We start from the raw sequence: 14,730 nt of genomic DNA on the forward strand, positions 1-14,730 counted from the left end.
CGAACGTTTATTTTATAATTTTGTGCTACTACTTTCTCCCCAATTGTTAGGGCAAAGCGAACACCACGGTAGGTATCAACTTATTCTGCCATCACTCATAGAAGCGGACATTCCCGGCAGAATATGTCCGAAATCGTACAAAAAAATTTGGCTTTTCATTCTTACAGACGCATACAGCTACTTTTAGTGATTAGGTATAAAAGTTGAGTACCTCAAGATCGCATACATTCAAACACAAGACAATCATGTTAGAAAACTATGTAAAAATCGCTTGGCGAAATCTCTGGAAGCAAAAAAGCCATTCAGCAACCAACATAATAGGTCTGATGGTGGCCTTTAGCGCCAGCACGCTACTCTTGCTGTCGGCCTACTTCGAGTTCTCCTACGACCGCTTTCATAAAAACGCTTCTTATATCTTTCGCCCTTACTTAATATTTAACGAGGCTGAAAGCACATATAAAGCGGCATCAGTGCCTTATCCATTCATTCCCACACTGAAAGCAGAGTTCCCTGAGATCAGTAAAGCAACTCGCTTTATAGCATCTAGCGGTAAAATCTCCTACCAAACGAAAGAGCTAACAAAAGACATCCGCTGTGCGGATCCAGATATACTGACCCTGTTTTCATTCCCCATGCGGCAAGGAAACGCCAGTACAGCACTAAACAGTCTGAGTAATTTAGTTATTAGTGAAAAGATGGCCAAGGATGTATTTGGAACAAATAATCCGCTAGGCAAATCTGTACTGATTAGAGGGTTTGGTGAACCCAAGACGTTTATTGTTACGGGCGTTGTGGCTGATGCTCCGGCAAACTCGTCCCTGCAATACGATGCTTTTATCCGCATTGAAAACCAGCCTAATTACACCGAAAATAAGAGACAATGGAATAATCGGAACCACACCGCCTATGTAAGCTTGAAGCCAGGCACCAGCCCCGAAGAGATTGATAAACGGCTCCGGGCCTTTGCCAATACCTACTTTCAGGAACTAATTCGTGATCTGACCAAGAACGGTGCCCGGCCGGATGAACATGGCAGCGTGGTGACAGTAGGAATGCAACCACTCACAGATGTTCACTTTAACACCCATTTAACAGTGGGCCAACAGACAGGTCGGAGATATTTGTACATACTTATAACTATCAGTACAGTTATTTTATTAATTGCCCTTATCAACTTCATTAACCTGACTCTCGCTCAATCATTCACTCGGGCTCGGGAAGTTGGGGTACGCAAATCCTTAGGTGCGCAGAAAAGTCAGTTGTTTGCGCAATTATGGGGTGAAGCTATACTTATTTGTAGTCTAAGCTTATTGCTAGGTGTTGGGTTAGCGGCTTTGCTGTTACCCTATTTCAATACGCTGTTTAACGCCAAACTTTCACTGGCTCTGCTGACCAACCCGCTAATGATATTAACTATTGCAGTTGGATTAGGACTAATTACCTTACTAGCAGGAGGCTATCCAGCCCTTCGAATAGCCCGTTTTTCAACGGTCAATGTCTTAAAAGGAGTCCTTACCAATGGTAAGCTAAGTGGACTGAGAAACAGCTTGATTATTACTCAGTTTGCAATTGCCTGTACCCTCATTATATGCACGTTTATTGTCCTTCGCCAACTGCATTACCTGCGGGATAAGCCATTGGGATTTATTGAAGAGCAAGTGATTAGCCTCCCCGTGGGCGATGAAATAAACGGAGTGGCTGCGTTACGCCAACTCCGCAATCGGCTGGCCAACAACCCCCAGGTTATGGCTGTCAGTGGTACGGCGATAAACATCGGTAGCGGCCTGGACGGAGGCGAGTCACAGAGCCGTATGGGGTTTATGTTTAACGGAAAGGAAGTTGTAACCGATTGGTTACGAGTCGATTATGATTATTTGAAGACATTAGGCATACACCTTCAGGCTGGTCGCGATTTCACAACCTCGTTTGCAACAGATTCCACATCAGCCGTTCTAATTAATGCCACAATGGCCAAAAAACTAGGTCCAGGTAACCAAGTTGGTACGATTTTCAAAGCTGGCGAAAATGACAATCCTTATCAGGTTGTCGGCGTTATTGACGACTTTCATTTGTATCGCCTACAAAATCGAATTGAACCGATGACGCTACATTTGCAATTCCGTGACCCGATCCAGTATATTCTGATCCGGACCACGCCACAGGGAATGCTATCAGTCATGAAAACTCTTAAAAATGAATGGGGACAAATTGCGCCCAAATCAGAATTTTTAGCCTCCTTTTTGGACGACAATACCGATCGTTGGTATAAACAGGAGGAACGTCAATCACAGATGTATGGTATTGCAGCTGGTATTGCGATATTGCTCTCTTGCATGGGGTTGTTTGCTATTGTTATATTATCGACCGAGCAACGAACCAAAGAAATTGGTATTCGGAAAGTATTAGGCGCATCGGTCGCCAGCCTAGTGACCTTACTGTCAAAAGACTTTCTCAAACTGATCGTAATCGCCGTTGTAATTGCCAGTTCCCTGGCTTGGTATGCTATGAACCAATGGCTGCAGGACTTTGCCTATAAGATTGAGATGGAGTGGTGGGTATTTGTTGGAGCGGGTCTGCTGGCCATTGGGATTGCTTTGCTGACAGTTAGTCTTCAAAGCGTTAAAGCTGCGCTAATGAATCCAGTAAGGTCACTAAAAAGTGACTAGCTTCTAGGAAACTAATAACCTGCTTTCGTTGCAAACATAATATAAAACTTAAGTTTTCTAATAATAGACCATGTCAACCACATCCTGTTGTGACAAGCGTGTTCCGCATTTATTGAATAACAGTCATGTCGTGATATAATCATTTTTATTGTTCAGATTTTCGCACTAGTTGTTCGTTTTAGAACAAAAAAATACGTTTTTAATTATTGTAATATCCTGAAATTCAATTTTTTACAATATGGCATACAATTAGTAGATGTAAATTTTCAATTTTATAATTGTTTGTCATGAAGGGTTTCTCATTAGTCTTTTTTTTATGTTTATCGCATTCTTGGACTGTTGTATTGAGCCAAAGTAATCTTCCTTCCAAATTTGTAAACGTTTCTGGCAAAAAGATGGCTTATAAGGCTTTCGGTTTAGAGAATCGTAAACCGGGCCAGGCAATTATTCTATTTGAAAGCGGGTTAGGAGCTGGGGGTGATAGCTATGAACCTTTGTTTACAAGTTTAGAAAAAGCCGCATCAGGAATTGCATATGATCGAAATGGAATTGGCCGCTCTGAAATTGACTCTAGTTGTTGGTTTGGTGTTCATTGATCCTACTGACTTTATGCTGACCAATGAAGAAGATCAACTGGTAAGAACAAGGTCGAAAAGTGCCATAGGATATCAAAAACTATGGCAGATCCTGCTAAAAAAGATGGAGAGCGATACCCTTACGCCGGTGGGTATTCGTTATGAAATGAGCCGACAATACAACGCAAGTGTGCCAATTTTTTTTAAAGAATATCGATCCATATCTGCTCTGCCCCCTATTCCAACTACAGTATTTATTGCTTACAATAGACGAGTCGAGCAACACGAATTGGCTTTGAGTAAGGAATTGAAAATTAACTTGAAACCTTGGTTTAAAGAGCTGGATCAACTACGCATTCAGCATTATGCCCAAATGATAGAAAATAGCCCGCAGAGTCGTTTAATTCTTCTGCCGCAGTATAGCCACGGAATCCATCAACAAGATCCTATACTGGTCAGTAACGCAATCTTAGAGGTACTAAAAACAATTGGCCCAAAGCCAAAATAACGTTCCCTTGATTAGGAGACGGTTATTAAATTACATTTTGACGAGCATATCCCCGGCTTCTCTTAGCACTCTTATACAACAAAACGCTCCTTTGCAAGACTGTGATCTTCCTATCCATCAGAGTTTATATCCGTCGCACAGATTGGACGTTATTTGAGATATATGGAATAGCATCGATTCTGGTGACCAAACAGAGAATGCTTTTAGGACGACGATAACGCACAAATCCCATTTTCATACTTCTATCACCAAGACTTCGCGCATGCCGATGAAGCCGCGTTAGAAGTAGCTTTTGCTTTGATCGCATCAATTGATATAAGTTGGAAAGAATTCGATGATTGTATTCGAGGGAACTTTGGGAACAATAATGAAAACATAGCTAACTCCATCATCGGTGCAGATTCCACACGTCATTGTAGCATTTATAATAAGTTTATGTTTATCACAGTCGGCTTCAACTGTTTGATTTACCACGTACGTTTTTCCGCCCCCGTTCACGCTGATAACAATCAAACTCTTAGATTTGAAATCAACCTTCTTTCTTAGGTAGATGATATAAAGCTTTTCATACATGTCAGATTCATCCTGAATTATGTTGTAGTCCAATTTGGTAGTACCAACATGATTTAAATAGGCTCCAGGATTCAAGTCGTCATTGAATAGTTCGAAATTAACAGGACCGCCCTGACAGCTGTATACGAAGGGCGACTCCTCGTGGCATGCAATAAAGGCCAGGATTGACAGGCAACAGAATCCAACACTCAGCAATAACCTTAAGAACATAGCAATATCTATTTTCCGAACCGTTAAGCAGCTAAGCCTCACGTAGTATAACGCGTATGTATAAATAATCTTATTCGAAAACTATGTTGGAACACTCTCGCAAAACGCTCGAACCTGATATCGCGTCCCATGCCCGTGTTATCTATTCCGATGAATTAGATTTCGGACGTTTCGTGAGATAGTGCTTCTCCGGGGTTTAACAGAAAAGGAGCCAAAATTTCACCGGTTTTCGTCAAAAACAAGAGTCCTATTAGTAAAGGGCAACATCCGCGAGTAAAACTGAGCAGCGCGTTAGATGGATCATATATGTTTTTCGAAGCATCAGGACTGATATCCGTGATGAAAATATGCGTTCGGTTCGGCTATTATTGCTCAATGGAGAATAGTACAGCCGTACCGCACCACTGGCAAAGGTGTGCGTCTTTATCAATTCTAAAACCACTCCGTCTACCAGTTCGTCAAATAAAGGCAAACCTTTTCGCGCCACCACCGGGTGGACCATCAGCTGAAATTCATCTACGAGGCCGAGGTTGATGAGGGCAATAATCAGGCTGCGGCTGCAAACCAGAATGTCACCGCCATCTTCTTCCCGGAGCGCCAGCGTTTCCGCTTCGAGGTCGCGGGAAGCAACCTTTGCGCTTTTCCAATCCACACTTTGCAAGGTGCGGGAAAATACGATTTTGGGGATAGCGTCCATATTCATTGCAAAATCATCCATCGATTTTTCTCCACTGGGGTGTTCCGCCAAGCCTTTCCAGAACTCCATTAGCAGATAAGTTTTCCTGCCGTACAATGCAGTACCGGCATTTTTCAGGAGCTCACCGTAGTAATCGTGCACTGCTTCGTCGGGCGAGACTGCGGTGTGATCGCAAAAACCGTCGAGCGTCATATTGATAGCGGCAATTATCTTTCTCATACGTGATCAAATTTGTTGATAGGTTTTGAACAGTAGCAAAAATAGCCAACTGCAAATCCGTTACCGCGGCCATTTCAAACATATTCAGGGGGTATTTGAGACGACTTTGAAACCTCAATCTGATTAAAAGGTGGTCAGCTATTGGATGGGGGCTCTTCCCCACCTATTTTGGCACCGCGCACGTTATCTCATTTAAGCCATTGAAGCTTTCAATATTTGTTAAGCACTTTAAAGGACTGGGCGGGTCGGCGCCTTATTCCACTTTATTATCCCTTTGTCCGTTTGATGCGGGCTGCAAGGGAACAAAATAAGTTAATAAATTATGTGTTAGTGGTTTGTCATGTTATTTCAATTACCATGTAGTATTTTCGGGTCGATCATAGGAATAATATTTATGTTAATCTTCTCAAATCGTCAACATGTATGACAACCGTCTACTCAACTTTAAAATTCCTGTTTTGTAATTGGCAGATGTTGCTTGCTTCCCTTTTCGGCATCGCATTTACAGGCACACATTCCTACGCTCAGATTACTGCTGCGGATTATGTAACCACCTGGCAAACCGATGTTTTAGGAGTTTCCGGTCCTGACCAGATCATCATTCCTGCAGTCGGGGAATACACCCTTTACTATGAAAGTATTCCTGCTGGTATCTCCGGGACCCTGCCTGAAACGGGGACATTTACCGGGGTCCAAACCATCACATTTCCTGCCGCAGGTAACTACCGGGTGGCCATCAAACCCGCTGGCTCCGATCCATTCCACCGTATCTGGTTTGACGGAAATATCGACTACCTCAAATTACAAACCATTGAACAATGGGGGACGACAGCCTGGTCGTCGATGTCCTTTGCTTATTCTAGTTGCTTTTTTCTCACTACCCTTCCGGAGACGGACATGCCCGTAATGACCAATGTCACTTCTACGGAGTATGCTTTTCAAGGATGTGGGTCGCTAACCGGCTCATCAAATATGAATAACTGGGATGTGAGCAATGTCACGAATATGCAGCATATGTTTAACAACTCCCCTAACTTCAATCAACCCATCGGTGACTGGGATGTGAGCAAAGTGACCAATATGGAAAATATGTTTTCGCAAGCAGATGCCTTTAACCAGCCGATCGGAGGCTGGGATGTCAGCAGCGTCACGAATATGAAGAGAATGTTTCGCGATGCTTCTGGTTTCAATCAACCCCTTGATAGCTGGAATGTTGGCAACGTAACTGATATGAGCGAGATGTTTTTTAGAGCGACGTCTTTTAATCAACTTGTTGGTAGCTGGAATGTCAGCAATTTGACCAATATGCAAGCTATGTTCAGAGGTGCCCTGACTTTCAATCAACCCGTAAACAATTGGAATGTTGCCAATGTGACTGATATGCAGGGTATGTTCAGGGATGCAACAGCTTTCAACCAGCCTCTTAATAAGTGGACATTTAATCCCGCTGTGGCGGCGAACACCATGCTGAATTTTAGTGGTATCGACTGCGGAAATTATAATACCACCCTAATTGGATGGGCAGCAAATCCTGCTACCCCTGTCGGGCGTACCATTGGGGTGAACGCAAGAGTCTATGGTTTGCCAGCGGCAGACGCGCATAATTTCCTGGTCAACAGTAAAAATTGGGTCTTATCCGGTGACGCCTATGATGCCTCATGCACCAGCCTGCCTGTGATACTAGTATCCTTCGTGGCAACAAAGCAGGAATTTTCTTCGCTGCTGACCTGGTCAACAACTGAGGAAACTAACAGTGATCACTTTGAGGTACAAAGAAGTGCAAACGCTCAAAATTGGAAATCGATCGGCACCGTAGCTTCAATTGGGGAAAGCAAGACGCTCCAAACCTATAATTTCAGTGATCTCATTCCTTTTGGCGGAATCAATTATTATCGGCTACGAATGGTAGACCGAGACGAAACGTTTGCATTCAGTCGTATGCAGGCCGTGGAATTTCCTGGAATGCCTGTGTTAGGCATATATCCCAATCCCGCCAGTGACAGACTATTAATCGGTAATTATCCGCAAATCAAGCAGATCGAGCTATTCAATAGCAAAGGCGTAAAGTTGCTGGAAAACAAAAAGGTGACTGCACAAGGAATTGACATCAGTAAATTGTCGCCGGGGCTGCACACAGTAAAAATGGTCTCCACAGACGGTATTATCCAGACAAGTAAGCTTGTCATTTCCCGATAACTCGAATTGACTGTCAACCGATTCCAGTAACAAAGGGTTCCTTGCTGCTGGGTTGCTGAGACAATTTCCGGACTAGCGGACAACATTACTCTATTACCGGAGTAGTCTACTTGCATATTGGCCTGTCAGCATGTCGTATTACGGAGGAAGCAATTAGCATTCATTATAAGGCCTGTTATCCGAAGGCGAATCTGTCAATCTCACAAAAACGCTCGAATGTGAGACAGGCCCCTTGCCTACTTGTCCAGATCTGCCGCAATTTTCCGACGTTTTAAGAGACGGTAAACTCCATTCAAGTGTTGAGTATGTCAAAGATCATTTTTATGGAATTGGTCTATAACTTATCTAAAATGCTTATCAATAGTAGCGCTACGTTGCCAGTATTTTCTTAGGAAGAAAAACTTCCTATAACACTCCTGATTGATTATGTTAAAAATTAGATTGTTCAACTCCGAACAACATCTGTTCGGAATTGAAAGCAAAATCGGCGGCTCAGCTATGCTCAAAGGTTTAAGAGAAAGTAATAAGCCGGACACGTAACAGTCAGCGGGGCTATATACAAACTAAATCAGGTAGAGCATTAAAGTACTTATGCAATCAATGGACGCGATCAACTAGCGTTTTACTTGTTTTTCTCCTATTATTTTTCGGGCCTAAGTGCATCGCGTGCCTCAATCGGAAAATCGGAAATTAGAATATCCAATTTTTGAGCATTTACCTTGGAACGATAGGCATCTGCATGCAATGGTTTTCCACCGCTGCGGATATCCTCACTTACATCTGCCATAATGAGCACATTTTTCTGCAGGAGGGCGGTTATTAGCTTTGCCGGGGTTTTTGTGGTAACGTAAGCTATGCGTCTACCGTTGTGAACGGGAATTTGTTCAAAGCTTTTCCAAGCCTCGTCTGTTTCTATTAAAGCCGATAGTAGGACATTTTGACTGATTTTTGCTACCTGAGCGGTAACTTCATTTTGGAATGTTAATACCAGCATCCGATTTTCCAATTTGTGCTTTTTCACTTGCTCTAAAACTTCCTTATGAACAGGCGCTTTGATATCAAGCATCAAATTGATGTTTCGGTTGCCTATAAATGTTAATACCTCATTGAATGTAGGGATGTGATCACTGGTGATTGTTCCATCTTTTGTTTTTAGACGAAGGGAATTCAAGTAACCATCGCCTAGATCTGCCAGTTGGCCCTCCCCATTGGTGGTGCGGTCAATGCTTGGATCATGCATTAGGTATAATGTGCCGTCTTTACTTTTTCTTATATCGATTTCAATGACCACTGTGTCTGCCGCGAACGAACTGGCTGTAGAGTTGAAAAGCGTCATTGAACTTTCAGGATATTGAAAATATAAACCACCTCTATGTGCAACAATCGAAACCTGAGCATTTACGCTGTTCATAATGCATGAAACGAGAAACAAAAAAAGGTATCTAAAACTTTTGGCTGAAGATGAGGCCAACCTTCTGATTGTAACCATAAATTGGACGTTTTTTGAGATAACGTTGGTGTCATGAAGCCTCCGTGGAATTTTTACGGCTGACCAATCTTAAACCTCGCCTCTAATTAACAAAATTGTTATACCTACGGCGACAATCAATGCTATGACTGCCCCTTTGAAATTATTGGCCCTAACTATATTGCCTTTGCCAAAGATCAACCTCAATAGTATGTCAATGTCGGGCATGGAAAAAGTTTTTTGACTCTGGCTCCTGAAAATTGCAAAGAAGCTACTCATTGCCTTTGGAAGTTATTTTGTCAGAAGGAGCAATTGATTACGGTGCAAGTAAACACACATTTACCGCTTCCATCTTTATCATGAAGAGTGGCCCGCTATGCGTTGGTAAAACTAGGTATGCGCTAATAAGCAAATATACAACTGCTAATATGAATTTAGCCCGAAACTATATCAGTCAGACTTCATCCCTTGATTAACCCGGTTAGTAAGTTCAGCATTACCCATTTGAAATTAAAAGTATATTTGATCAAAAACCAATAATCAAGGTGTTCGGGAGACGGAGCTAATAGTAAATAGATACTTTGATATCCCCGTTTGTCAACGGAAAAGTGGTTTTTGTTTACCGGGTCTTCATCCAAACCAGAATTATAATTTTGAATTTCATTTTTTTAAGCGCGTCTCAAATGAATACCTCAACAGTAAGTTATACTACAAATGGAGCAAAACCTTCCAAGAAAAAAGCACGATATTTTTTTCTTGTTATGGCAATTCTCTTTCCTGTCGTTGCTTTCTTAGGTTTTTTCCCAAGTGCCCAGATGATGAATGAAGGAGCACTGGAAGTTCATTGGATTACCCACGTTCACAGCGCTGTAATGACGAGTTGGTTATTACTGTATTTAACCCAAACCATACTCTCAGTTACAGGAAATCTAAAATACCATCGTCGTCTTGGGCTTTTATCTGTTGTACTGGCGGTACTCGTTTTCCTTATGATGGGAGTCGTTTCCTTTAACATTATTATTGTTAATCATCCTCCTGAAGGAAGTTTCCTTTTTGATTTTCTATTCACTTCCTTTTATGAAATGTTAGCCTTTGCTCTATTTTTCACTTGGGGTATGTTGTTTAGAAAAAAAGACCTGAGCGCACACAAGCGCCTTCTAACCTTGGCATCCATTGTTTTGCTCGATGCAGCGGTCGACCGCATACAATTAAGACAATTGTTTCCCTCCTTTGGCTTAACATATCCAGCAACAAATTTTATTTATGCTGACATTCTTTACATTCCACTCTTTTTGTACGACCTGGTCACAATAAAGCGGATTCACAGAGTCACTTTAATTGGTACTGCCATTGTTTTTGCTTTCCAGATTGCAGTATGTACTTTTTACGGCTCCCCGTCATGGCATAAGTTCTGGTATGTTCAAACGAAACCACTTGTGAAAAAAGTTGTCGAAGTTGCCCTTACAGACGAGCAGAGCACTCATCTGCTGGGAAACTATGAGAGTAAAATAGGTAAAATTCACATCGGCCGACAAAATGGCAAACTTTACGCTCAGTTTGATGATGGAAAGAAACAGGAAATGGGTGCAACTTCAGAAACTGAATTATTTCTAAAATTGGAAACGATGGAGTTCTCTTTTGTGACAGGGCCAGAGGGAAAGGTGATGTCGGCGGAAGCTAAACAAATAGGACGAACCTATAAAATGATCAAGGTAGATCAGCCGTGATTGGTAGTCTTGTTAATTCTTGCAAGTTGCCGAGGCTTTTGTTTATTATAAAATACAAAACACGAGCACATACTTGATGCTAATGGTTTATAAAACGCTCGAAACTAAGACACGTCTACCCTATTGACCGTGGTTCATTTTACGTCGCACCAATCGATCTTTGGTGAGACGGTAAATGGTCCTCATGAGTATAAATTCCAATACGCTACCTAAAAAAAAATAAACTTGCATTGCGTAATTTGTATTGACGTGCGTCAATCGGCCCGACGGAGGTCAGCAGTCCGGAGAAGTCCAGTTAATAACCAACTTTAACTATGTTATGAAACACCTCAAAATGAAAAACCTTATTTCGGTAGTGGCAGTGACTTTTATTGTGTTATTGACGGGTTGCGGAAAAGTACAAGTCAACTTTAAAGAAGAGGAAAAGAAAATTACATTTGCCTGGACAGACTGGTCAAAAAAAGCATTAAGTGGAAAGCCCGATTCACTTGCTTACTATTATGCTGACGATGCATTAATCATAGGAACTGACCCGGAATTCATAAATGATAAAGCAGAAGTAACTAAGATCTATGCAGATGCACCTACCAATTTTGAACTGGACATTAAATGGGATGATGAAGAAAAGCCAAACATTATTCAGTTTTCCAATGACGGAAGCATGGCTTATTCCTTAGATGGAAACGCAGTTAAAATGCCCGATTCTACCGGGAAAATTCACACGGTACATAACAAGGTGTTACACATTTGGAAGAAAAATACAGAAGGAAATTGGAGAGTTTCATTACTGATGGTGTATCCTCAAAGAAGTAAATAAGCTTTTTTATTACATGACATCTTAACAAGATTGGCGATGAGGACTCAACTCAGAAATACACGCAGAGCGTTTCTCAAACAGTCTGCAATGACCGCAACAATGTTCCCTCTTTTATTTTCCTGCGGAGAAAGTTATAGATCATCCAACTCCTTGTTCGATCAGGACGCAATTAAAAAGTTTAAAAAAAGATTCAGTGGGCAAATACTTCTTCCCGGTGATGCAGACTATGAAGCCAAACGTTGGTCACGCGTTATTAACCCGACAATGGATAAACATCCCACAATCATCGCCACCTGCAAAAAAGAAGAGGATGTGGTTAGAAGTGTTGACTTTGCGAGGGAGCATCAGTTAGAAATTGCCGTACGGTCAGGCAATCATAGTAATATGGGGTGGGGTACTTGTGAAAAAGGCATGGTGATAGACCTTTCGCAAATGAAGCAGATTTCGGTAGATGTGGATAAGAGAACGGCTATCGTTGCCACAGGTGTCACTGCCCAGGAGATTTTGACGGCTACGGCACCTTATGGTCTTGCGCCAGTATTAGGTGAGTGTGGCAGTGTGGGTGCCGGACTTGTATTAGGTGGAGGACTAGGCTGGCTCGCGGGAAAATATGGGGCAACCTGTGATAACCTGATCTCAGCAAGCATGATAACCGCAGATGCAGAAATACGGAAAGCCGATTCTACTACGAACCAAGATCTTTTCTGGGCAATACGCGGCGGTGGCGGTAATTTTGGAATTGCCCGTTCTTTCGAGTATAAATTACATCCTGTAAAGGAAATGCTTGGTGGTAGTTTCTTTTACTCTATTCATAAGGCTCGTGCTATCGTCAGATTCTTTAACGAATTTATGTCTGCTGCTCCGGATGAGTTACAGGCAGACTGTTATCTCACCAGTGAAAAGTGTTGGATAGAGTTTGTTTTCTTCGGTGCCCTTGATGCGGGCGAACGTTTGCTTGACACCTTCCGTACGTTCAGTAAGCCTGAACAGGATTCGGTAAAACGAAGACCTTTTGCTGAGGTGTATAATATGTCTGGCGATTCATCGGCCCCGGTCAAATTCAACTCATGGAAAGGGACTTATATAGAAGAATTATCGGATGAGGTAATCGAATTGGTGTTGAATCGTCTTGCACAAACCCCTCGCTCGGGCATAGGTTTTTTCAATCTTAGTCACTATATGCACGGAGAAGTTTGCCGCGTTTTGCCGGATGCCACTGCATTTGAACTTCGTAAAGCTGGTGCTGCACACCTTGCGTTCGACGTGACCTGGCAGAATTCAGCTGATACCGCAGCGTGCATGTCATGGCACAATGAGACATTTGAACGTTTGCTACCTTACTCCGGCGGGCGTATTTATACCAATTATATGAGCGTCCCGGGTGGATCAACAGCGAAAGCCGTGTTTGGCACGAACTTCGCACGTCTTGTGCAAGTGAAGAAAAAGTACGACCCTGATAATATTTTTCATCTCAATCAAAACATTCTTCCTGGTTAAGAACTGTGCCTATTCTGTAATGAGATGATTATCCGTAATGAGATGATTAACCAATAAAAAAAGAATGTCTAAAAGAAGTAAGAGAACAATTTAAATAGCACGCACATCGATTTATTTAACTGAACAACCCTTTACCCCGAGTAAGTCGCAAACCTATCGTTATCGTTTCTCATAGCTAAAGTCATTCTCATAAAACGTTCTAACGTGAGACAGATCAAAGTCTTGTGTCTAGATCCACCGCACATTTCGGACGTTTTGCAAGTCTCTGTATTGTGGAATTTATGTTAATTCTTTTGCCGATTTTGCTCCTTGGCTACGTAACCAATCTACCAGGTCCTTTGCACCTTCTCGCTCTGCAGCATCTAAGGGTGACAGACTTTCCCAATCAGGTATCCAATTTATGTTAGCTCCCTGTTCCAGCAAGAAAGCAGATGCTAATTTTTGTCCACCGTGGCATGAACCCCAAAAAGCGCGGTCTATTTCTTCCACCTTCGGTCTAGAATTTTCTTTGAAGTAACCTTCTAGCTTGTCCATTAGTCCAAGCGTAGCTACATCGGTTAAATTGGTATGCGCGCCTAATTGCACAAGTCGGTGTGCAGCGTTCCATTGGCCGAAAGCCCTGGCATCCGTTAGTGGAGTTCCACCAGCAATGACTGCTCCTTCTGCTTCTATATTTGCGCCTGCTTCGATCAGAGCATCAAGCGCATCAATATCATCGCTGCTTGCAGCCCAATGGAGTGGCGTTTCAATATGTGGACCGGTAAACTGAGCATTAACATCTGCGCCAGCTTCCACAAGCGTTTTAATCGTCTGTGCTACGTTAGGGAAGTGACCAGGCCAGTCTGTCGAAACGTGCAGCAACGTTCGGGACATGCCACACGGGTCATTGTCTCCAAGCCTAGCTTTGGAGAGTTCAGGATTATTGGCTAATAAAAGGCTCAGCGCCGATACATTGCCTGTTTGAATTGCGTTGACTACCGCAATAGCAAGCGGGTCTCCTGTGTCGATATAGTTCATGTTTAAAAATTTAGTTACAACATGTTTTCTGCTCTTGAATAGGTGGACAATTCACGGACCCATAAGAACAAAATACGCAGCAGTCTTCCGCAAGCGGTTTCAAGACGACTTTGCAAAACGTGCATTCATAAAAATATGTACAAGCACTGGTTGGCATTGTTTTCATTTCTTCATGTCCGCAATTTGGGCATGTATAATGGATTTCGTTGTGGTGAGCATTGCTAATAGTATTTCTAACAATTTACGAATACTTAAATAAGGGTCTATTGTTGTCTAACAAAACCCTCCTGGTTGAGACGGATGTACCTATCTCAATGCAAGTCGTACCGGTCGCATGAATTGGAGGTTATGTGAGGCTAGTTATGCATCAACCTGCGAAGGTACTATTCAAGTCTTATTATACACTTTCGAAATCAGGTGGGTTACACTGTAAGCATCCCTGATTTTGTATGCAGCTTGAAAATCATAAGACGTATTGTGTACTCTGGAAAACATACGAATTACAGCTTGTCAGCTAAGTTGTATTTTGTCTTGGTTGACGGCATCCAAGGATACGTCTT

The 14,730-nt window shown here is 42.4% G+C and carries 11 protein-coding genes; 7 read left to right on the plus strand and 4 right to left on the minus strand.

The features are described 5' to 3' along the window. Positions 1-245: 245 nt before the first annotated feature. The 3 genes from FHS68_RS18845 (at position 246) to FHS68_RS18855 (ending at position 3,749) form a co-directional block, all read left to right on the plus strand. The gene (locus tag FHS68_RS18845) at positions 246-2,666 is read left to right on the plus strand and encodes an ABC transporter permease (protein WP_167273194.1); all 2,421 of its coding nucleotides are present in this window, start codon (positions 246-248) and stop codon (positions 2,664-2,666) included. A 287-nt stretch (positions 2,667-2,953) separates the two neighbouring features. Continuing rightward, positions 2,954-3,262 carry an alpha/beta fold hydrolase gene (locus FHS68_RS18850; RefSeq protein WP_167273197.1) on the plus strand — a complete coding sequence of 103 codons (309 nt, stop codon included), beginning with the start codon at positions 2,954-2,956 and terminating at the stop codon, positions 3,260-3,262. Further along, on the plus strand, positions 3,201-3,749 hold the full coding sequence (locus tag FHS68_RS18855; RefSeq protein WP_167273199.1) for an alpha/beta hydrolase: 549 nt from the start codon (positions 3,201-3,203) through the stop codon (positions 3,747-3,749). Before FHS68_RS18850 ends, FHS68_RS18855 begins: the two co-directional genes overlap by 62 nt. Before the next feature lie 1,033 nt (positions 3,750-4,782). Here FHS68_RS18855 and FHS68_RS18860 read toward each other — a convergent pair. Next, positions 4,783-5,448 carry a dihydrofolate reductase family protein gene (locus tag FHS68_RS18860; protein ID WP_167273202.1) on the minus strand — a complete coding sequence of 222 codons (666 nt, stop codon included), beginning with the start codon at positions 5,446-5,448 and terminating at the stop codon, positions 4,783-4,785. Positions 5,449-5,871: 423 nt separating this feature from the next. Here FHS68_RS18860 and FHS68_RS18865 point away from each other — a divergent pair, with 423 nt between their 5' ends. Then, complete coding sequence (locus tag FHS68_RS18865; RefSeq protein ID WP_167273204.1) at positions 5,872-7,644, plus strand: BspA family leucine-rich repeat surface protein; 1,773 nt, start codon at positions 5,872-5,874, stop codon at positions 7,642-7,644. A gap of 640 nt (positions 7,645-8,284) precedes the next feature. Here FHS68_RS18865 and FHS68_RS18870 read toward each other — a convergent pair. Next, positions 8,285-9,055 carry a glycerophosphodiester phosphodiesterase family protein gene (locus tag FHS68_RS18870; protein WP_167273207.1) on the minus strand — a complete coding sequence of 257 codons (771 nt, stop codon included), beginning with the start codon at positions 9,053-9,055 and terminating at the stop codon, positions 8,285-8,287. 740 nt (positions 9,056-9,795) lie between these two features. Here FHS68_RS18870 and FHS68_RS18875 point away from each other — a divergent pair. The 3 genes from FHS68_RS18875 (at position 9,796) to FHS68_RS18885 (ending at position 13,153) form a co-directional block, all read left to right on the plus strand. Continuing rightward, a complete protein-coding gene (locus FHS68_RS18875; RefSeq protein WP_167273210.1) occupies positions 9,796-10,839 on the plus strand; it encodes a hypothetical protein in 1,044 nt (347 codons plus the stop codon). A 319-nt stretch (positions 10,840-11,158) separates the two neighbouring features. Further along, the gene (locus FHS68_RS18880; RefSeq protein WP_167273212.1) at positions 11,159-11,656 is read left to right on the plus strand and encodes a YybH family protein; all 498 of its coding nucleotides are present in this window, start codon (positions 11,159-11,161) and stop codon (positions 11,654-11,656) included. 36 nt (positions 11,657-11,692) lie between these two features. After that, a complete protein-coding gene (locus tag FHS68_RS18885) occupies positions 11,693-13,153 on the plus strand; it encodes an FAD-binding oxidoreductase (RefSeq protein WP_167273215.1) in 1,461 nt (486 codons plus the stop codon). Between the two features lie 279 nt (positions 13,154-13,432). On the opposite strand, the gene FHS68_RS18890 is transcribed toward FHS68_RS18885, so the two are convergent. Together FHS68_RS18890 and FHS68_RS26695 are read right to left on the minus strand one after the other, a co-directional pair. After that, on the minus strand, positions 13,433-14,170 hold the full coding sequence (locus FHS68_RS18890) for an ankyrin repeat domain-containing protein (protein WP_167273218.1): 738 nt from the start codon (positions 14,168-14,170) through the stop codon (positions 13,433-13,435). A 10-nt stretch (positions 14,171-14,180) separates the two neighbouring features. After that, entirely contained in the window at positions 14,181-14,411 is a 231-nt protein-coding gene (locus FHS68_RS26695; RefSeq protein WP_445438744.1) for a GDCCVxC domain-containing (seleno)protein, read from the minus strand. Positions 14,412-14,730 lie beyond the last annotated feature (319 nt).

The organism is Dyadobacter arcticus (assembly GCF_011762185.1).
Taxonomy (GTDB): Bacteria; Bacteroidota; Bacteroidia; order Cytophagales; family Spirosomataceae; genus Dyadobacter; species Dyadobacter arcticus.

Coding starts and splice junctions, on each gene's coding strand:
- FHS68_RS18845 (WP_167273194.1), top strand. CDS start 246: ATGTTAGAAAACTATGTAAAAATCGCTTGGCGAAATCTCTGGAAGCAA.
- FHS68_RS18850 (WP_167273197.1), top strand. CDS start 2,954: ATGAAGGGTTTCTCATTAGTCTTTTTTTTATGTTTATCGCATTCTTGG.
- FHS68_RS18855 (WP_167273199.1), top strand. CDS start 3,201: ATGATCGAAATGGAATTGGCCGCTCTGAAATTGACTCTAGTTGTTGGT.
- FHS68_RS18860 (WP_167273202.1), bottom strand. CDS start 5,448: ATGAGAAAGATAATTGCCGCTATCAATATGACGCTCGACGGTTTTTGC.
- FHS68_RS18865 (WP_167273204.1), top strand. CDS start 5,872: ATGACAACCGTCTACTCAACTTTAAAATTCCTGTTTTGTAATTGGCAG.
- FHS68_RS18870 (WP_167273207.1), bottom strand. CDS start 9,055: ATGAACAGCGTAAATGCTCAGGTTTCGATTGTTGCACATAGAGGTGGT.
- FHS68_RS18875 (WP_167273210.1), top strand. CDS start 9,796: ATGAATACCTCAACAGTAAGTTATACTACAAATGGAGCAAAACCTTCC.
- FHS68_RS18880 (WP_167273212.1), top strand. CDS start 11,159: ATGAAACACCTCAAAATGAAAAACCTTATTTCGGTAGTGGCAGTGACT.
- FHS68_RS18885 (WP_167273215.1), top strand. CDS start 11,693: ATGAGGACTCAACTCAGAAATACACGCAGAGCGTTTCTCAAACAGTCT.
- FHS68_RS18890 (WP_167273218.1), bottom strand. CDS start 14,170: ATGAACTATATCGACACAGGAGACCCGCTTGCTATTGCGGTAGTCAAC.